The organism is Flavobacterium terrisoli, assembly GCF_030167905.1.
GTDB classification, from domain to species: Bacteria; Bacteroidota; Bacteroidia; order Flavobacteriales; family Flavobacteriaceae; genus Flavobacterium; species Flavobacterium terrisoli.
In genome coordinates, this window is record NZ_JARGNA010000010.1 from 48,410 (window position 1) to 69,211 (window position 20,802).

Genomic DNA, 20,802 nt, shown 5'->3' on the forward strand with positions numbered 1-20,802 from the left:
TATTAATAATGAAAATGTTTGCTTTCTTCGATATATGGATTGCGTTTTGGTACCAATGGCGCTTTTGTCAAGGCGGTGAATACAACAAAAATGAATAATCCAACAAAGAATAAAATTGATGAAATTTCAGGGATTCCGATAAACCATCTGTTACCTACTGTTCCCGGCATAATCATGTTGAAGAAATCAACATAGTGTCCAAACAAGATAATGATACCAGCGGTTACGATAATCCAGGAAACACGTTTGAAATCGGTATTGATCAATAACAATATCGGGAAGATGAAGTTCATCACAAAAGCCCCCCAAAACGGTACCGTGAATTCGTCAATCCTCATTTTGAAATAAGTTACCTCTTCCGGAATGTTTGAATACCAAATCAACATGAATTGAGAGAACCATAAGTAGGTCCAGAATACACTGATACCAAACATGAATTTTGATAAATCGTGGATGTGGCTTGAGTTTACATTCTCTAAATATCCTTTAGATTTCAAATATAAAGTCACCATAGAGATGGTTGTAATTCCGCTTACAAAGAAACTTGCAAATACGTACCATCCGAATAATGTACTGAACCAGTGTGGATCAACTGACATAATCCAATCCCATGACATGATAGATTCTGTAACGATAAAGAATACTAAGAATCCGGCTGACATTTTAAAATTCTTTTTGTAGAAAGAGTTGTCTGAAGCTTCGTCTTGTGCCAAACAGTTCTTTCTTGATAAGTGTCTGTATAAATTCCATCCGAAGATGAATACTGCTGCTCTGATAATCCAGAATGGGAAGTTTAAGTATCCTGATTTACCTGCGATTAATTCGTCGTAATTTTCATGTCCTACTTGAGTTACTCCGTCATTCATCCAAACAAATAAATGGTTAAAGTGGAATCCTGATAACAATAATAAGATAAAGAAAATAATAGAACCCGGTAATAAATAAGCCGTGATTCCTTGCATTACCCTGAATAAAACCGGAGACCAACCTGCCTGTGCTACTTGTTGGATTGCATAGAATGCCAAAGCCCCTAAAGAAATCAACATGATGAAAAGACAAGCTACATATAATGCTGCCCACGGTTTGTTTTGTAATTGGTGTAGAACGTGTTCTAAATGTTCTGTATGTTCTTTTGCATCGTGAGCCCCGTGTCCTGCTGGTTCAGCATGTGCTTCTTCGGCATGAGCTTCTTCAGTTACAGGTGCTGCGTGTGCTTCTTCAGCATGAGCTTCTTCAGTTGCCGGCGTCGCATGTTCTTCTGCAGTTGCAGTAGTATCATGTGCTGCAGGCTCAGCTTGAGCTTCTTCGTGAGCAGGAGTTGCCGGAGCAGCTTCTGCTTCATGGTTTGTAGCTTCAGCGTGTGCTTCATGCGCTGGCGCAGCCGCTTCGTGTCCACCACCGTGATGTTCCGCTTCTTCTGCTTTCAAAATAGCCTCTACTTCATGAATATCTTTTGGTGCAGTTAAAAAACCATAACCAATCCCAAGGATACCCACGATCATTAGGACAAAAGAAAAGGTTTTTAATTTACTTGAAAATGTATACATATCTATAACAATCTGTTTGTTCTACAATTATAATTTGCTTTTAAGTTGCATAACGTATGCGGCAACTTGCCAACGCTCTTCCTGACTCAACTGATTAGCATGTGAACCCATTGAGTTCAAACCATAAGTCTCAACATGGAAAATACTACCTTCATTGATTTCTCTGTCTTTGTAACTTGGCACTCCTAAGAATTTCTCTTGTTTAACCAATTTACCTTTACCGTCTCCAGCAGTTCCATGACAAATCGCACAATAGATGTTAAAAAGCTCTTCTCCTTTTTTCATATCAACTTGAGCTGGATCAAGTGGTGATTTTAAGTTAGCCGCTTTAACCGCCACTAATGCTTCAGGAGTATTTGGGTACTCATAAGGAATAAAACCTCTTTTGATTGAACCTTCTGCAGGCAATTGCCCTACTTTACCGTGTAAACCTGTTGGTGAATTGAAAGCATCCGACTCCGCATTGGTTTCATAGGCCACAGATTCGTACATATTTGGCATATATTGATAGTTAGGCTTCAAATCATCTTTACAAGAAGATAAAGAAACTACGCTACCCAATACAAATGCTATTTTAAGTAAACTTTTCATATCTATTATTAATGCTTATCAATTACTTTTACTTCTACTGCTCCGGTTCCTTCAAAGAATTTTACCAATTCTGCTTCATTGTCATGAACAGACACTTCCATTAAAAAGTGGTCATCAGTAGTTCTTACATCTGGATTTTCAGCTTGCTTGAATGGCCATAATTTACTTCTCATGTAAAAAGTGATTACCATTAAGTGCGCTGCAAAAAATACGGTCATCTCAAACATTACCGGTACAAAAGCAGGCATATTTTGAATATAACTAAAACTTGGTTTTCCCCCAATGTCTTGCGGCCAGTCAGAAATCATGATATAGTTCATCATTGTGGTGGCTACCGATAATCCGATACAACCATAGATGAAGGCACATATCGCCAATCTTGTTGGTGCCAATCCCATTGCTTTGTCTAAACCGTGTACCGGGAAAGGCGTGAAAACTTCTTCAATATGATGATGGGCTGCTCTGGTTTTGTGAACCGCATCCATTAATACATCATCATCATTGTATATTGCGTGTATAACTTTATTACTACTCATAGCAAATATTAATGTTTATCTGAATGATTATGACCTTTTGCTTCTCTTTCTCTTTTGTAATTCTCACCTGAAGATTTCAAGATTGTTTTAACCTCTGCCTGAGCAATCACTGGGAATGTTCTGGCGTATAAAAGGAACAATACAAAGAAGAAACCTATCGTACCGATAAAAATACCAATATCAATAAATGTTGGTTGGAACATCGTCCATGATGATGGAAGATAATCTCTGTGTAATGAGGTAACGATAATTACGAAACGCTCAAACCACATACCGATATTTACTACAATCGAGATGATGAAAGAGAACATAATACTTGTTCTTAGTTTCTTGAACCACATGAACTGTGGAGAGAATACGTTACATGTCATCATCGACCAATATGCCCACCAGTAAGGACCGGTTGCTCTGTTTAAGAAAGCATACTGCTCATATTCCACTCCTGAATACCAAGCCACGAATAACTCAGTGATATAGGCAACCCCAACAATAGAACCTGTAATCATGATTACGATGTTCATCAATTCGATATGTTGGATGGTGATATAAGCTTCAAGATTTGACACTTTTCTCATGATGATAAGCAAAGTGTTTACCATCGCGAATCCTGAGAATACGGCTCCTGCAACGAAGTACGGCGGGAAGATTGTTGTATGCCATCCCGGAATTACCGAAGTAGCAAAGTCAAAGGATACAATGGTGTGTACAGAAAGTACAAGTGGCGTTGCCAAACCGGCCAATACAAGAGAAACCTCTTCAAAACGTTGCCAGTCTTTAGCTCTTCCGCTCCATCCGAAAGAAAGGATGGTATAAATTCTTTTGGTAAAAGGTGTTACTGCTCTGTCTCTCAACATAGCGAAATCGGGTAATAAACCTGTCCACCAGAAAACCAATGATACAGAAAGATACGTTGAAATCGCAAATACATCCCAAAGCAATGGTGAGTTAAAGTTAACCCATAACGAACCGAATTGATTTGGAATTGGCACTACCCAGTAAGCTAACCATGGACGACCCATGTGGATGATTGGAAATAAACCTGCCTGGATTACCGAGAAGATGGTCATCGCTTCCGCAGAACGGTTAATGGCCATTCTCCATCTTTGACGGAATAATAATAATACGGCCGAGATAAGAGTTCCGGCGTGCCCGATACCTACCCACCAAACGAAGTTAGTGATATCCCAGGCCCAACCTACAGTTTTATTTAATCCCCATGATCCAATTCCGGTTGAGATAGTATAGACGATACAACCTATTCCCCAAAGGAACGCGGCTAATGCAATTGAAAATACTGTCCACCATTGTTTGTTGGCTCTACCTTCTACAGGTGCAGCGACATCTACTGTTACATCGTGATATGATTTATCACCTATAACTAAAGGTTTTCTAATGGGTGCTTCGTAGTGAGACGACATAATCCTTTATATTGTTTCTTAATTAATTATTTTTTGATACTAGGTATTTCTAACTTTTACGTGATAGAAAACATTTGGTTTTGTTCCAACACTTTCTAATAAGTGGTACATTCTATTGTCTTCAAGTAATTCAGCAACTTTACTTTCTTTGTTGTTTACATCACCAAAAACCATAGCACCTGAAGAACAAGCAGCAGAACATGCTGTTTGGAATTCACTCACACCAACTTCTCTACCTTCACGTTTTGCAGTTAGTATAGTCAATTGTGTCATTTGAATACACATAGAACATTTTTCCATAACTCCACGAGAACGAACATTCACGTCCGGATTCAATACCATACGACCATGATCATTGTTCATGTGGAAATCAAACTCGTCATTATTGTTGTATAAGAACCAGTTGAAACGACGTACTTTATAAGGACAGTTGTTTGCACAGTAACGGGTTCCAACACAACGGTTATAAGCCATTTGGTTTTGACCTTGACGACCGTGAGAAGTTGCTGCAACTGGACAAACTGTTTCACATGGTGCGTGGTTACAGTGCTGACACATTACCGGTTGGAAAACAACTTGTGGATTTTCCGCAGGGTTTTCCATATCTCCAAATCCACCTAATGATCCTTTATCACCAAACAAACCGTCGAATTCTTCTTTTTTCTTGTTGTCTTCTGCAAAAGTATCTTCAGAAGAATAATATCTGTCAATACGCAACCAGTGCATATCACGGCTTCTTCTTACCTCTGATTTTCCAACAACAGGTACGTTGTTTTCAGCATGACAGGCAATCACACAGGCACCACAACCGGTACAAGCATTTAAGTCGATTGACAAATTGAAATGATGTCCAACTGAACGATCAAATGATTCCCATAAGTCAACTGAAGTAGCTGCCACTTCTTTGTGATCTAATGATACCATTGGTGTTGGATTCCAAACTTCCGGCTCATCAAATTTCGCAGTGAAAACTGTTAAGGTCGTTTCTTTAATAATATCGCCTCTTCCCATCAAGGTTCTTTGCGACTGAACACAAGCAAATTCATGCTCTCCATCAGCTTTTGTCAAACTTGCTGATTGTACGTTATCAAAGTTATTATATAAAGCGTAAGCGTTAACACCTACTTGCATTTCTTCTTGTAAAGCGGCTTTCTTACCATATCCAAAAGCCAATCCAATTGTCCCAACCGCTTGCCCTGGCTGAACGATTACCGGAGCAGTGACAGAAGCACCTCCTACTTTTACAGTAGCATAACTTCCATTAAGACCACCATTGGCAACTATTTCATTGGTCAAACCAAGTTTGTCAGCATCAGCTTTAGAAACGGTCAAATAGTTATCCCAGGAAACTCTTGTGATTGGATCCGGGAACTCCTGTAACCATGGGTTGTTGGCTTGTTGACCATCACCCATACCGGTTTTAGTATATAAAACCAATTCAAATCCCTGGGCTGGTTTTGCTTGTGCCAAAGAATTCGCTGCAGCTGAAAAATCTGCCGAACCTGAAATTGAGGCAGAAGCTACACCAGGAACAACTCCATCGTGCACTGCTTTATTCCAAGATACTCCGTTCAAATTTGCACCCGAATTGGCTTTGATATAATCATAGTAAGAAGCGCTGCTTCCGTTCCATGACAATAAAGCTTCCTGGAATTGTTTTGAACTGAATAATGGACGGATGGTTGGTTGTACCAAAGAATAAGTTCCTTTGGTCAACATTAAATCATTCCATGACTCCAAATAATGAGGAGCAGGAACGGCAATATTAGCAACTGAAGCCGTTTCGTCTTCTTTTAAAGAGAAGGCCACAGATAATTTTACTTTTTTCAACCCTTCTGCAAATGATTTTCCGTTTGCCAAAGTGTAAACCGGATTCACGCCACTCATAATTAAGGTATGAACACTTCCTGCATTCATATCAGCAACCAACTGAGTAACTTTTGCATCAGAACCTTTTCTGATTTGACGTGTAGCGGCTGTTGAAACTGCTTCACTGGTCAAAGCCTGGTTGATGGCTAACACCAACAACTGAGCATTTTTATCCTGAATACCGGAAACTAAAACTCCTTTAGATCCGGCAGCTTTCAATTGTTGAGCAGCTTTTACCACAACCTCTTCATTGGCCACTTTTCCAACACCAACAGAAGCACCGGTAATAACATTGTATATTTTAACTAAAGCTAATTTTTGGTTAGCTACCGTCATCGGAACACGTTTGTCAGCAGCAGCTCCAGACAAAGTCATGTTCGCTTCAAACTGATAGTGTTTAGACATTTTTCCTTTTTGTGGAATTCTTCCTTGCGCATAACCGCTGTCGAAACCTCCACCTTGCCAATCTCCTAAGAAATCTGCACCGATAGAAACGATAGTGTTTGCTTTTGAAAAATCGTAATCAACCAAAGCTCTTTCACCATATGCTGCTTCAAAAGCATCTAAGGCTGCAGATTCTGAAACCGCGTCATAAACAACGTGTTTTGCAGATGGGTTTTTCGCAATAAACTCTGCAATCAATCTTTCGGTTGAAGGACTCGCTAAAGTTCCGGTTAACAATACTACTTGTCCACCTTTTGCTTTGGCTTCAGCCAAACTTGCTTTGATTTTTAAATCAGCTGCTGCCCAAGTCGCATCTTTATGGTCAACCTTAGTTACTTTAAGACGCTTGTTGTCATATAAAGACAATACAGAGGCATGAACTCTTGCATTGGCTGTAAACTTAGCTCCGGCAATTGTATTGTTTTCAATTTTGATTGGACGACCTTCACGGGTTTTCACCAACAAGTTGGCAAAATCAAAACCATCAAACATGGAAGTTGCAAAGTAATCGGCAACACCAGGAATAATTTGTTCCGGTTGTAAAACGTAAGGTATAGATTTGTGTACTGGACCTTCACAGGCAGCCAAAGTAGCAGCAGCTGTACTGAATCCTACGTATTTCAAGAAATCACGACGAGTTGTTGAAGAAGAAGATAATGAATCTTTGTCTGATAAAAATTCATCTGTTGGAATTGCTTCCACAAATTCATTATTTCTAAGCGTCTCAACAATAGAACTATTTTCGTTTAGTTCCTCAACACTTTTCCAGTATTTTTTGTTCGATGACATCGTATATAAATATTAGCTTCTTAATAATTTGATTAATAGTGGCACTTACCACACTCTAAACCTCCCATTTGTGCTGCAGTCAATTTCTCTACACCATATCTTTTAGAAAGTTCTTCGTGAATTTTTGTATAGTAAGCATTGCCTTCCATCTTAACATCTGTTTCGCGGTGACATTTGATACACCAACCCATTGTTAGCGGCGCAAATTGTTTTTGCACTTCATAAGTTTCAACCGGTCCGTGACATTTTTGACATTCAATACCGGCAACCGTTACGTGTTGTGAGTGATTGAAATAAGCAAAGTCTGGTAAGTTATGGATACGCACCCATTTCACAGGACTTGTTTTTCCAGTGTATTTTTGCGTGGTTTTATCCCAACCTACTGCGTTGTATAATTTTTGGATTTCTCCGTCGTAGAACGCTTTTGTATGTTCAGGAGTCGCTGTTGTATCAGCTACTTCAGAAATGTTTTTGTGACAGTTCATACAAACATTCAACGAAGGAATACCGGCATTTTTACTAACTCTGGCTGCAGAGTGACAGTATTTACAATCGATACCATTGCTACCTGCGTGGATTCTGTGTGAATAGTGAATTGGCTGAATTGGCGCGTAATCCTGATCAACACCAACCTGCATCATCCAGCTGTATACGAAATAACCACTTGACAGTAATAGGAATACACAAGTTACAAAAACCAGGAATTGGTTTTTGGCGAATGCTTTCCAGATTGGCAATGAGGCTTCTTTTTCGGCTACTTCAATTCCGTTAGCTTTAGCTACTTTAGTCAACACATTGTTCACAAAGAACAACATGATTACCAACATTAGTATCACTAAAGCAAGCGCTCCAAGAATAACGTTGTTTGAAATTCCACCAGCATTATCTGCTTTTAAACCACCTTTATCAATGGTCATCCCTACAGGTGCTTCGGCTTTTGGTTCACTGGTATAAGCAATGATGTTGTCAATGTCTGCAGTGGTCAACTGAGGAAACGCAGTCATCACCGACTTGTTGTTTTCTTCAAAAACTTTAACCGCTTTTGCATCACCTGATTTAATTAAGGCCGAACTATTGTTTACCCATTTATAAATCCAAGCCATGTCATACTTGTCTTTCACACCTCTTAATGCTGGTCCTGTCATCTTTTTATCAAGAGCGTGACAAGCTGCACAATTAGCACCAAACAAAGCTTTCCCTGCTACAGGATCACCTCCGGTAGTTGCTGCTGGCGCTGCCATTGCAGGAGCTGTTGCTGCTGCGTCAGTTGCCGGCGGTGTTGCTTGTGAAAATGAAGTGAAGGAGAATGTTAGCGCCAAAGCTAAACTGAAGACTATTTTCCTTGAAATCGAATTATGGTTACCCACTTTTTTCATATAATATAATGATTATCGACTAATGTTGGCATGGTTTTTTCTGAACTGTTTTTCAGGGAAAAATCCATGCTTTATTAAAAACTTGCACAAAAATACGACTTATGAACTATTCTCAAAACCTTAAATATATCTTAAATATCAATTTATATTAATTCTAAATAACAAATAGTGTTTTGTTTAATTTTTTAAGTTTTACATTTGTATAAAAATCAAATCATTATGAAAGATTTCCATAAAACAAAGCTTGTTTTTACTGCCGCTGCCGTTTTCTTTTTATCCCAAAAAAGCTTTAGCCAGGAAGGAAAAGTAGCTGTAAGTCAAGACCCAAAATTTGAACAACTCCTAAATGAAAAAAGAAAGATAAATAGTTCTATCACCATTAATGACCGTTATAAAATTCAGATTTTCAATGGTGACAGTGAGAATTCCAAAAAAACACTAATCGATTTTAAAAAGGAAAATAAAACGCTCGACGCTACAATTGTTTTCAGCACACCGGCCTATAAAGTTTGGGTAGGAAATTTTAAAACCAGAATTGAAGCCGAAAAAAACTTAGAACTCCTCAAAAAGAAATTCCCGAATGCCTTTTTGATTAAACCGAATAAATAAAAAAAGTCCCGATTGCTCGGGACTTTTTTATAAAATATTATTTCAATTTTTTCTTCACTTCCACTTCCTGGAACGCTTCGATTTGATCGAGCTCGTGAATATCATTGTAGTTCTTAATCTGCATACCGCAATCGTATCCTTTGGCTACTTCTTTAACATCGTCTTTGAAACGTTTTAAGGTCACCAACTCACCAGTGTAAATTACAACACCTTCACGGATTAAGCGGATTTTAGAATTTCTGAAGATTTTACCATCCGTAACCATACAACCTGCAATAGTTCCCACTTTAGATACTTTGAAAATCTCACGGATTTCTGCCGTACCGGTAATTTCTTCTTTCATCTCAGGTGACAACATTCCTTCCATCGCATCTTTCAGGTCATCGATAGCATCATAGATGATCGAATAGTTTCTGATATCGATTTCTTCTTTGTCTGCCAATTGCTTCGCATTCCCTGAAGGACGAACGTTAAATCCGATGATAATCGCATCCGAAGCAGAAGCCAACAATACGTCAGATTCTGTAATCGCACCAACCCCTTTATGGATGATTCTGATTTGAATTTCTTCTGTAGATAATTTTGAGAAGGAATCAGATAACGCTTCAACCGAACCGTCAACATCTCCTTTAAGGATAATGTTCAATTCTTTAAACTGACCCAAAGCAATACGACGACCGATCTCTGCCAACGTGATGTGTTTCTGCGTACGAACTGATTGTTCACGCAATAATTGGGTACGCTTCGCAGCGATTTGTTTGGCTTCTCTTTCGTCTTCAAACACGTTGAATTTATCACCCGCAGTTGGTGCACCATCCAATCCTAAGATTGATATTGGTGTTGATGGTCCGGCCACCATAATATTATGACCTCTTTCATCCTGCATGGCTTTTACTTTTCCGTGGTTTTTCCCGGCCAATACATAATCTCCCACTCTCAAAGTTCCTGCCTGTACCAAAACAGTAGAAACGTAACCTCTTCCTTTGTCAAGGAAAGCTTCTACTACTGTTCCAACAGCAGGTTTATCCGGATTTGCTTTTAAGTCTAATAATTCAGCTTCAAGCAATACTTTTTCTAATAATTCCTTAACACCTGTTCCTGCTTTAGCAGAGATGTCATGTGATTGGTATTTTCCACCCCAATCTTCCACCAATAAATTCATACCGGCCAATTGCTCCTTTATTTTCTCAGGATTGGCTGCTGGTTTATCTACTTTATTGATCGCAAATATCATTGGAACTCCTGCCGCTTGTGCGTGGCTGATGGCTTCTTTGGTTTGTGGCATGATGTCATCATCCGCCGCAATCACAATGATAGCAATATCGGTAACCTGAGCTCCACGAGCACGCATCGCGGTAAATGCTTCGTGACCCGGTGTATCTAAGAAGGCAATTTTTTGACCATTGTCCAATTCTACTCCATACGCTCCGATGTGTTGTGTAATTCCTCCTGATTCTCCTGCAATTACATTCGTTTTACGAATATAATCCAGCAAGGAAGTTTTACCGTGGTCTACGTGACCCATCACCGTTACGATTGGCGCTCTGTGGACTAAGTCTTCTGCTTTGTCTTCTACTACTTCAAGATTTTCCTCGATATCGGTAGTAATAAATTCTACTTCATAGCCAAACTCATCCGCAACGATAGAAAGCGTTTCCGCATCCAAACGTTGGTTCATCGTTACCATGATTCCCAATGACATACAGGTTCCGATTACTTTGGTAATCGGCACATCCATCATGGTTGCAATTTCACCTACGGTAACAAACTCCGTTACTTTGATGGTTTTGCTTCCTTCTTCGATAGCCTGCATTTCATCTTCCGTACGTTGACGGTGTGTATCACGCTTGTCTCTTCTGTATTTAGCTGCTTTGGATTTGTTTCCTTTTCCTTGAAGACGCTCAAGCGTTTCCTTGATTTGGTTTTTAACCTCTTCTTCCGTTGGCTCTACTTTTTGAACAATCGCAGGACGCGCTCCTTTTTGGAAGCCACCTGGTTTGCCTGCAAATTTATTAGCGCCACCGCCTCCTTGTGTTCCACCGGTAATAGCTGGTTTTCCGGCTTCACCTGGTTTGCCCGGAATTCTTTTTCTTTTATTTTTATTGGCGTTGTTGTTCGCCGCTTGTGCTGCATTTTGTCCCGCTCCCGGAGTTGCCGGTTTATTAGCGTCTTTTTTGAACTCCTCTTTTTTCTTTTTTGGTTTGTTGAATTGAGACAAATCAATCACCTGACCTGTAAGGGTTGCACCCGACAACTTTTGGTATTGAGTAGTAATCGTTTCATCTACCGGAGCTTCTGCTGAAGGTTGTTCTGTTACTTTTGCCTGTTTTTCCTGAGGTGCTTCTTCTGATGGAGCCGCTTCTTTCTTTTTAGCAACCACTTCTGGTTTTTCGACAGCAACTTTTGGAGATTCTGCCTGTGCTACAGGAGTTGCAGCTGGGGCAACCGGAGTTGCCGGTTTTGGTTCCAAATCAATTTTGCCGATTTGTTTTGGAGCACTGATTACCGCTTTGGCTTTGATTAGCTCCAATCTTTGACGCTCTTCATCTGCTTTGCGTTTGTCTTCAATTTCTTTTTCTCTTTCCAATCGAAGCGCTTCTTTTTCTTTTCTGATTTCTTCACTTACGCCTTTAGAAGCTTCTTTGTTTCCTTTGTCTCCGGCAAATTGACCACAAAGAATATTATATACATCATCGGAAATTTTTGTGTTTGGACTTGCTTCAATAGCAATGCCCTTATCCTTGAGATAATCCACAGCTCTTTCCAAAGAAATATTTAATTCCCTTAAAACTTTATTAATTCTAATATTTCCTTCAGACATAAAATCTTTTTAATGTTTATCTATTTTGGCGAAAGAATTAGTCCTCAAACTCTTCTTTCAATATTCTTATTACTTCTAAAATGGTTTCTTCCTCTAAATCGGTTCTTCTCACTAAATCAGCAACATCTTGATTCAGGATGCTTCTTGCAGTATCCAATCCGATTTTGGCAAATTCGTCGATTACCCATCCATCGATTTCATCTGAGAACTCTGTTAATTCAACGTCATCTTCTTCGATAGCGCTTCCTTCTCTGATTACGTCTAATTCATAACCGGTTAACAAACCAGCCAATTTGATGTTGTGACCGCCACGACCAATCGCTTTAGAAACTTCTTCTAATTTCAAGAATACTTCAGCTCTCTTTTTCTCTTCGTCAATTTTAACTGAAGATACTTTGGCAGGGCTCAAGGCTCTTGTAATATACAACTGTAAGTTACTGGTGTAGTTGATTACGTCGATGTTTTCGTTTCCTAATTCACGAACGATACCGTGAATACGTGACCCTTTCATCCCAACACAAGCACCAACAGGGTCAATTCTGTCATCATAAGAATCAACGGCTACTTTTGCTTTTTCACCAGGAATTCTCACTACTTTCTTAATCATAATCAAACCATCAAAAACTTCCGGAATTTCCTGTTCGAATAATTTCTCCAAAAATTTATCAGCCGTTCTCGACATGATGATTTGTGGCTTATTCCCTTTCAATTCAACACTTTCAATGATACCGCGAACATTATCTCCTTTGCGGAAAAAGTCAGACGGGATTTGTTTTTCTTTTGGCAACACGATTTCGTTTCCTTCATCATCGACCAAAATTACAACTCTTGGACGAACATGGTGAACTTCGGCAGTATAAATTTCGCCAATTAAATCTTTAAATTGTTTGTAAAGATTTGTGTTATCGTGTTCGTGGATTTTAGAAATGAGGTTTTGACGCAAAGCCAAAATCGCTCTTCTTCCTAAATCGATTAATTTTACTTCTTCAGAAACTTCTTCACCGATTTCAAAATCGGGTTCGATTTTTCTGGCATCAGTCAGGGTGATTTCTTCGTTTTCTAAATCTAAATCATCATCGGCAACGACAATTCTTCTTCTCCAAATCTCCATATCACCTTTATCAGGATTGATAATGATGTCAAAATTATCATCAGAACCGTATTTTTTCTTTAATGCGTTTCTAAATACATCCTCCAAAATCGCCATAAGCGTTACTCGATCAATAAGTTTATCATCTTTAAACTCTGAAAATGACTCGATTAATGCAATATTTTCCATGCCAAACTTTAATTAAATATTATAATAACAATTGCTTCTTTTATTTCTGAATAAGGAATTTCGCGTTTGTGTTCCACCGTTTCTTTTCCTTTTCCTATTTTTTTCGGTTCTCTTGCAGTCCAGGAAAGCGTAATGCTTTCTTCTGAAGCTGCTTCTAATTTTGCTTCTATGGTTTCAGTAGCAGTTTTTACTCTTACTGTTCTGCCAATATTCTTTTTGTATTGCCTAACCAGTTTTAGCGGAGTTGAAACTCCGGCCGAAGCCACTTCCAATGAAAAATCCTGTTCCTCGCGATCCAGGTTGTTTTCAATCACACGACTGATGTCAATACAGTCCTGCAAAGTTACACCATTATCGCCATCCAAAGTTACGGTAATTTTGTAACTCTCTAAAATGCTTAAATCTACAAGGAATAACGTCGGATTTTCTAGTAATCCTTCTTCCAATAAATTCGAAACTTTCTCTTTAAATGTCATATTTGTATAAAAAGAGGGAAGCAGTGCTTCCCTCATTATTTAGTTTAAATGGTAAATAACGGTGCAAATATAGTTATTTTTTTATAAATCAAAAACCATTGCCAAATCAAAAAAAAATAATATCTTTATTGTGTTAATATATCCTATCCAAAATTTACTTTTTTTATTATGAAAAAAATCTTAGTCCCAACAGACTTTTCAGAACACGCCGGATACGCATTAAAAGTTGCGGCTCAAATAGCCAGAAAAAACGGCGGAGAAATTTTCCTTCTTCACATGTTAGAATTACCTCATCAAGGCAGTGACGCTGTAGGAAGTGGCCATGACATACCTGAAATCATGCTTTTCAAAAATGCTGCCATAACCAGATTGGAAAATTTAATGGATGACCCAAGTCTTGAAGGTTTGAAAGTTTCAGAAATCATTCAATTTGAATTGGCTTTCAACGGCATCATGAATATCAGCAAAAAAAACGAAGTGGACTTAATTGTTATGGGTTCTCACGGCGCAAGCGGTTTTAAGGAAATGTTTATTGGTTCTAATGCTGAAAAAGTGGTTCGTTTTTCTGAAACACCGGTTTTGGTAGTTAAAAAAGACCAAGGTAATTTTAATGTAGATAAGTTTGTATTTGCTTCTGACTTTTCAGATGAGATAAAAGCACCTTTCAAAAAAGCGGTTGAATTTGCCAACAAACTGGATGCTGAGTTGCATTTGGTAATGATTAACACTCCAAGCAGTTTTAAACCAACTCATATTGCCAAAGAGATTATGAACAATTTCGTTTCTGGTTTCACTATCAACAAATTTTCAACGCACATTTATAATGATGTTAATGTTGAAAGCGGCATCCTGAATTTTGCCAATCACATTAATGCTGATTTAATCGGAATGAGTACCCATGGCCGTAAAGGACTATCTCATTTCTTCAACGGAAGCATCAGTGAAGATTTAGTAAATCACGCGCTGAGACCGGTAGTTACTTTTAAAATTTAAAGACCAAATAATATAAAAACAAAAAAGCCTCTCAATTTGAGAGGCTTTTTCTGTTGGTCTACTAGGACTCGAACCTAGAAAGACTGCACCAAAAACAGTTGTGTTACCATTACACCATAGACCAGCTTTCCTTCACTTAGCAATATTATCAGCAGTATCCTGTGAAACTGCCGTTTTGCTTAATGCGAGTGCAAATTTAGAACAAATTTTATTTTACACAAACAATTCGCAGAAAAAATTAAATACTTGATTTGGAAAATCGCAATATCCGTTCATAATAAACTTGTAATTAATTCGTTATCCTTTTGAGAAAATTTTGTTAAGCCACGTTTAATTGCGTTAAAAAAAATAGTTTCTTTGTAACCATAAATAAAACCCCTTCATTTCATACTTATATGATGAATTTTAACTTCAACAAGTGGAATACCATTTTAGGATGGACAGCCTTTGCGATTTCCTTAATTACTTTTTCGCTAACCGTAGAACCTACCATGAGTTTTTGGGATTGTGGCGAATACATTGCTACCGCTGCTAAATTGGAGGTTGGGCATCCACCGGGCGCACCATTGTTTCAGATTTTAGGCGCTTTCTTTGCCATGTTTGCCACAAATAAGGAAACTGTAGCCTTGATGGTAAATATGATGTCTGTGTTTTCGAGTGCATTTACCATCCTGTTTATGTTCTGGTCTTCCTCTATTTTATTGAGAAAAATTGTTTCTTCCTATACCGAAATAAACAAAGACAAAGCCATTGTAATCCTTGGAAGTTCAATGGTTGGTTCGCTGGCCTTGACTTTTTCCGATAGTTTTTGGTTCAATGCCGTTGAAGCCGAGGTATATGCTATGGCATCATTATTTATAGCCCTGTTGTTTTGGCTTGGCTTGCGTTGGGAACAAGATATGCACACACCAAAAGGCAACCGTTGGCTGTTATTGATTTCACTAATTGTCGGACTTTCTTTCGGAGTTCACTTTATGGCTTTATTGACCATTCCTGCGATTGGGTTTTTATATTACTTCAAAAATTATAAAACTGTTACCATTAAAAGTTTCCTTATTGCCAATGTAATTATTGTGGCAGTGCTGTTGTTTATTTTCAAATTATTATTACCATACACACTTGCTTTCTTTGGAAAAATGGAAATCTTTATGGTGAACAGCATCGGTCTGCCTTTCAATTCAGGAACGATCTTTTCAACCATATTGATTATTGTGTTTTTCTACTTCGGATTAAAATATACCCGTGAAAAAGGACATCCGTTTTACAATACGGCATTGCTGTGCATACTTTTTGTATTGGTTGGTTTTTCCACCTGGATGATGTTACCGATTCGTGCCAATGCCAATGTGGTCATCAATGAAAACAAACCTTCTGATGCTGCCGAGGTTTTGGCTTATTACAATCGTGAACAATATGGTGTGAATCCTTTGTTTTACGGACCACAATACACCGATACTTTTGCCGGATTAGATGAAGATCAACCTTATTTAGACAAAGCACCTAACTACGAAAGAGATTATAGAACCGGAAAATATGTTATTGTAAACAACTACAAAAACGCTGAACAAAATACCGATGACAATCAAAAAGCAGTTCTTCCGCGTCTTTGGAGTACAGATCATATTGAAAACTATATTGAATTTACTGGTCCGCCTAAATTCAAACTGAACCAAAACTATCCTTATGAAGAAGACTTGGCTCAATATGGTGTTAACATTGACAGTCTAAGCGAAGAACAGGTAATGCAGGCCGTTGGCCAGTTGAAAGAAGAGATGCAAAAAAACATCAATGAATTCAAGACGGCTTACGAACAAAAACAAATTGACAACGCAGATTATGTTTCATTCCTGAAAAAATACAGTGATTATCTTATCGTTGAAAAACCTTCAACCTGGGACAATATCAGCTTTATGATAGAATACCAATTTGGCTACATGTACGGAAGGTATTTGTTGTGGAATTTCGTTGGAAGACAAAATGATATTCAGGGCAAATATGACAACCTCGACGGAAACTGGTTGAGCGGAATCAAATTTATTGACGAAGTGCATCTGGGCAAAGGAACACAGGAAAACCTACCGGATGACGTATTGAATAACAAAGGCCGAAACCTGTATTATTTCTTACCGTTTATCATTGGCTTAATCGGGTTGATGTACCATGCACAAAGAGACTTAAAAAGCTTTTATGTGTTGCTGGTTTTGTTCCTATTCACCGGATTTGCACTTAAAATATACCTGAACGAAAGACCTTTTGAACCAAGGGAAAGAGATTATGCCTTAGTCGGTTCTTTCTATGTTTTTGCACTTTGGATTGGTTTTGGGGTGTATGCCATTTACGAAATCATCTCCGATTATATCAAATCGAAAATTGTTGGACCGGTAGTCATTACAGCCTGTCTTTTGGCTACGCCGGTTTTAATGGCTTCGCAAAACTGGGATGATCACGATCGTTCAAACAAATACACTGCCATCGCCATGGCGAAGAACTATCTGGAATCTTGTGACCAAAACGCCATCCTTTTCACCATCGGAGATAATGATACTTTCCCGCTTTGGTATGCACAGGAAATTGAAGGCATCAGGACCGATATTAAAATCGTAAACACCAGCCTGTTTATGACCGATTGGTATATCGACCAGATGAAATTCAAAACCTATAAATCTGATGGTTTGCCAATTTCATTTACCCATAATGAATATGTTGGAGACAAGTTAGATTATGTGGCTCATATTCCGAAGACAGATGCCCGTTGGGACATTAAAGGCTTTATCGATTTTATCAAATTGCCAAAATCTACGATTGATTTGCAAAACGGACAAACGATTCATTATTATCCAACGAACAAAATCAGAATTCCGGTAGATAAAAACACCATCATCAGGAATAAAGTGGTTGACCCAATTTACAATGACTCAATTGTTCCTTACATCGACTTAGATATCAAAGGAAGTGCGATGTACAAGAATCGTCTGATGATGTTGGATGTTTTGGCCAATAACAATTGGAAAAGACCGGTTTATTTCACCGGAGGAAGCTTTGGAGATGACGATTATCTTTGGATGAAAGATTACTTGCAACTAGACGGTTTGGTTTACAAATTGGTGCCGATCAAAACGCCTATCGACAAAGAAAATCCTTATGACATGGGACAAATCGACAGCGAGAAAATGTATGATTTGGTGATGAAATGGAATTGGGGCAATGGTGAAAGCACCAGCATTTATCACGATCCTGAAACCCGTAAAAACAGTATTTCCTATCGAACCAATATGTCCCGATTGATGGAACAATTGATCAATGAAGGCAAGAAAGACAAAGCCAAAAAAGTAATCGATTTGGCCATGACCAAAATGCCGATGGATTATTACGGATACTACACGATGGTGGAGCCATTCATTGGTGGTTATTATGAAATTGGCGAAAAAGCCAAAGCCCGTGAAGTCCTGGAAAGATTGATGACCAAATACAAACAGAACTTAAAATACTATGCCGGAATTCAACCTTCAATTCAAAATGGAATTGCGACTGATATCATCACCGATATTGAGCGTTATAGAAGTTTGCTGATTGTAATGAAAGACCGTGGAGATTTGGAGTTTTACAATAAAAACAAACCTGTTTTCAACTCTTTTGTACAACGATTTACCCGTTTCGGAAGAGATTTAGAATAAAATAATTTACCGTGCTAAAATGTGCTGATCTATTTCTTTAGGTTGGCACATTTTTTTTATATTTAGCCTATGAGTTTATGGGTAAAAACAAACCGTTTCGCAAAGACTATTTTTCCAAAATATATTTGGGAAATACCCAATAATGAAAAAAAAGTATTCCTCACTTTTGATGATGGCCCGATTCCTGAAGTCACCGAATGGACTTTGGCACAATTAAAAAAGCACAAGGCGAAAGCCACCTTCTTTTGTATCGGCAACAACATTGAAAAGCATCCCGAAGTTTTTCAAAAAGTAATCGATAATGGTCATGCTATCGGCAACCACACTTTTAACCATCTCAAAGGCTGGAAAACTCCCTTGGAAGACTACATAGAAAACACCCAGCTTTGTAATTCACAATTCACCATTCACCATTCTTCGACAACTTTATTTCGTCCGCCATACGGCAAAATAAAACCTTCCCAGTCCAAAGCGCTGAGAAAACTGGGGTACAAAATAATCATGTGGGATATTATTAGCATGGATTTTGACCAAACCATTTCGCCTGAAAAATGCCTGGACAATGTATTGAAAAATATAGAAAGTGGAAGTATTATCGTATTTCACGACAGCATAAAAGCCTGGAAAAACCTCGAGTACGTTTTACCAAAAACTTTAGAATACTTAAACGAAAAAGGATTTGTTTGTGAAAAAATAAACTAGGTCAAATTCCTAATTGTCATCCTGAGCGCAGTCGAAGGGTTACAATTGATCCTGAACCAAAGCAATGATGCTGTTGGCATCCAATTCACCCGATTGTCTCCAAACCATTTGACCATCTTTGTAAATCATCAAGGTTGGCAAACCTTTGATACGCAACGCATCGGCTAACTCCTGATTCTTATCTACATCAATTTTGATCACTTTTGCCTTGTCACCAAGCGCAGCTGCTACATCTCTGATAACAGGATGCATGGACACTGAAGATTCGTTCCATTCTGTGTAAAAGTCAATTAACACAGGCACTTGAGCGTTGATTAATTCTCCAAATTTTGACATAAAACCAAAATAATTTTACCTTCTTTTCCAAAAGAAAAAGAAACATTAAACCACAAATGTAGCATTTTTAACTAATTATGCTACTTTTTCCCCTTTTTTTAGTTCAAAAACAGTTATTTCTGGCCAAATCCCAACTCTGCCGGGATACGCATGAAACCCTAATCCGCGGTTTACATAAATATATCGCCCTACATTTTCATACAATCCAGCCCATTGTTTGTAAACATATTCCACCGGACTCCATTTGATAATTCCCGGAATTTCAATTCCGAATTGCAATCCGTGTGTATGACCTGAAAGTGTCAATTGGAAATTCTTGTCGTGATTTTTTACTTCATATTCCCAGTGGCTTGGATCATGACTCATCAAGATTTTAAAATCTTCTTGGGTTAATCCTTCTGAAGCTTTATTTAAATCGCCGGCTTGTTTGAATTTTTTTCCCCAATTTTCTACGCCAACCAAAGCAATTTCGCTTTCCCCTTTTTTGATTTTAGTATGCTGATTCAACAACAAATCAAAACCAATCATTCCGTATAAAGCTTTAATGTCCTTGAAATTTTTATCCTTTGCCGCTTGCGATGGCCAATCAACGTATTCACCATAATCATGGTTTCCTAAAACCGCATATTTACCATACTCGTGATTGTCAATCTTATTAAAAGTATCAATCCATGGATGCATTTCTGTCGCATGGGTATTTACAATGTCACCGGTAAACAACATCAAATCGGTTTTTTGTTCGTTGATTAAATCAACAGCGTACTGAATTTTTTCCGGATTATCAAAACTCCCGCTGTGAACATCTGAAATCTGTGTAATCGTAAATCCGTCAAAATCTTCCGGTAAATCCGGGAAAAACAGAGTCTGTTTAATCACCCTGAAATTGTATTTCCCTTTGGTCATTCCATACAGCAACGAAGTAAAAGGAACTGCGGCCAATGCTAAAGCAATCTGGCTGACAAATTTTCTTCTTTCAGGTAAAAAATTACCTGTGCTGTTGTCACCCATGAAATAAGTGATTGAACCCGAAAAAAGCCTGTAAATGTCTTCCAGAAGCAGTGAAAAAGTGATAATCAATTTGGGAATCACCAGTAACAATAAAAGTCCAAGCGTTATCAGCGTCTGCCTGGTCTGGCCGATGCTTCTGTCAAATTGGGTAAATTGGTAGATGATATAAATAACCGTAACCAGCGAAGTGATTTGATAAAGATACAATATCCACTTTATTTTGGTTACTGTTTTAAAAGCCTGAAAAGTATAAAACTCTATAATAGAGATGACTATGATAAAAACAACCCAACGAACCATTGATTTAAAATTTTTAACAAAATAACGAATAAAC

At 38.2% G+C, this 20,802-nt stretch carries 15 protein-coding genes and 1 tRNA gene; 4 read left to right on the plus strand and 12 right to left on the minus strand.

Annotated features, from left to right (window positions below; genetic code table 11):
• Positions 1-2: 2 nt before the first annotated feature.
• The 6 genes from P1K33_RS14365 to P1K33_RS14390 are packed head-to-tail and all read right to left on the minus strand — an operon-like array spanning position 3 to position 8,570.
• Positions 3-1,547: a quinol:cytochrome C oxidoreductase gene (locus P1K33_RS14365; RefSeq protein WP_284653688.1), complete on the minus strand. Its 1,545-nt coding sequence runs from the start codon at positions 1,545-1,547 to the stop codon at positions 3-5.
• Positions 1,548-1,574: 27 nt separating this feature from the next.
• Positions 1,575-2,138 carry a c-type cytochrome gene (locus P1K33_RS14370; RefSeq protein ID WP_284653689.1) on the minus strand — a complete coding sequence of 188 codons (564 nt, stop codon included), beginning with the start codon at positions 2,136-2,138 and terminating at the stop codon, positions 1,575-1,577.
• An 8-nt stretch (positions 2,139-2,146) separates the two neighbouring features.
• Positions 2,147-2,674 (minus strand): DUF3341 domain-containing protein, encoded by a 528-nt coding sequence (locus P1K33_RS14375; RefSeq protein WP_284653690.1) that lies wholly within the window; start codon positions 2,672-2,674, stop codon positions 2,147-2,149.
• An 8-nt stretch (positions 2,675-2,682) separates the two neighbouring features.
• The gene (gene nrfD, locus P1K33_RS14380; RefSeq protein WP_284653691.1) at positions 2,683-4,092 is read right to left on the minus strand and encodes an NrfD/PsrC family molybdoenzyme membrane anchor subunit; all 1,410 of its coding nucleotides are present in this window, start codon (positions 4,090-4,092) and stop codon (positions 2,683-2,685) included.
• Between the two features lie 39 nt (positions 4,093-4,131).
• Positions 4,132-7,194 (minus strand): TAT-variant-translocated molybdopterin oxidoreductase, encoded by a 3,063-nt coding sequence (locus tag P1K33_RS14385; protein WP_284653692.1) that lies wholly within the window; start codon positions 7,192-7,194, stop codon positions 4,132-4,134.
• A gap of 32 nt (positions 7,195-7,226) precedes the next feature.
• On the minus strand, positions 7,227-8,570 hold the full coding sequence (locus tag P1K33_RS14390) for a c-type cytochrome (protein WP_284653693.1): 1,344 nt from the start codon (positions 8,568-8,570) through the stop codon (positions 7,227-7,229).
• A 219-nt stretch (positions 8,571-8,789) separates the two neighbouring features.
• On the opposite strand from P1K33_RS14390, the gene P1K33_RS14395 reads away from it, so the two are divergent.
• Positions 8,790-9,179: an SPOR domain-containing protein gene (locus tag P1K33_RS14395; RefSeq protein ID WP_284653694.1), complete on the plus strand. Its 390-nt coding sequence runs from the start codon at positions 8,790-8,792 to the stop codon at positions 9,177-9,179.
• A gap of 37 nt (positions 9,180-9,216) precedes the next feature.
• On the opposite strand, the gene infB is transcribed toward P1K33_RS14395, so the two are convergent.
• The 3 genes from infB to rimP are packed head-to-tail and all read right to left on the minus strand — an operon-like array spanning position 9,217 to position 13,755.
• The gene (infB, locus tag P1K33_RS14400; protein WP_284653695.1) at positions 9,217-12,000 is read right to left on the minus strand and encodes a translation initiation factor IF-2; all 2,784 of its coding nucleotides are present in this window, start codon (positions 11,998-12,000) and stop codon (positions 9,217-9,219) included.
• A 37-nt stretch (positions 12,001-12,037) separates the two neighbouring features.
• Positions 12,038-13,279, minus strand: a complete 1,242-nt coding sequence (nusA, locus tag P1K33_RS14405; RefSeq protein WP_121311938.1) for a transcription termination factor NusA — start codon at positions 13,277-13,279, stop codon at positions 12,038-12,040.
• Between the two features lie 8 nt (positions 13,280-13,287).
• Complete coding sequence (rimP, locus tag P1K33_RS14410; RefSeq protein WP_284653696.1) at positions 13,288-13,755, minus strand: ribosome assembly cofactor RimP; 468 nt, start codon at positions 13,753-13,755, stop codon at positions 13,288-13,290.
• 168 nt (positions 13,756-13,923) lie between these two features.
• Here rimP and P1K33_RS14415 point away from each other — a divergent pair, with 168 nt between their 5' ends.
• Positions 13,924-14,748, plus strand: a complete 825-nt coding sequence (locus P1K33_RS14415; protein WP_284653697.1) for a universal stress protein — start codon at positions 13,924-13,926, stop codon at positions 14,746-14,748.
• Positions 14,749-14,801: 53 nt separating this feature from the next.
• Here the strand turns inward: P1K33_RS14415 and P1K33_RS14420 are convergent.
• Positions 14,802-14,872, minus strand: a tRNA-Gln gene (locus tag P1K33_RS14420).
• A 271-nt stretch (positions 14,873-15,143) separates the two neighbouring features.
• Between P1K33_RS14420 and P1K33_RS14425 the strand changes: the two genes are divergently transcribed.
• Positions 15,144-18,422 (plus strand): glycosyltransferase family 117 protein, encoded by a 3,279-nt coding sequence (locus tag P1K33_RS14425; protein WP_284653698.1) that lies wholly within the window; start codon positions 15,144-15,146, stop codon positions 18,420-18,422.
• 69 nt (positions 18,423-18,491) lie between these two features.
• Positions 18,492-19,124 carry a polysaccharide deacetylase family protein gene (locus P1K33_RS14430; RefSeq protein WP_284653699.1) on the plus strand — a complete coding sequence of 211 codons (633 nt, stop codon included), beginning with the start codon at positions 18,492-18,494 and terminating at the stop codon, positions 19,122-19,124.
• Positions 19,125-19,163: 39 nt separating this feature from the next.
• On the opposite strand, the gene P1K33_RS14435 is transcribed toward P1K33_RS14430, so the two are convergent.
• Positions 19,164-19,460, minus strand: a complete 297-nt coding sequence (locus tag P1K33_RS14435; protein WP_171221519.1) for a thioredoxin family protein — start codon at positions 19,458-19,460, stop codon at positions 19,164-19,166.
• Between the two features lie 75 nt (positions 19,461-19,535).
• Positions 19,536-20,768, minus strand: a complete 1,233-nt coding sequence (locus tag P1K33_RS14440) for a metallophosphoesterase (protein ID WP_284653700.1) — start codon at positions 20,766-20,768, stop codon at positions 19,536-19,538.
• Positions 20,769-20,802 lie beyond the last annotated feature (34 nt).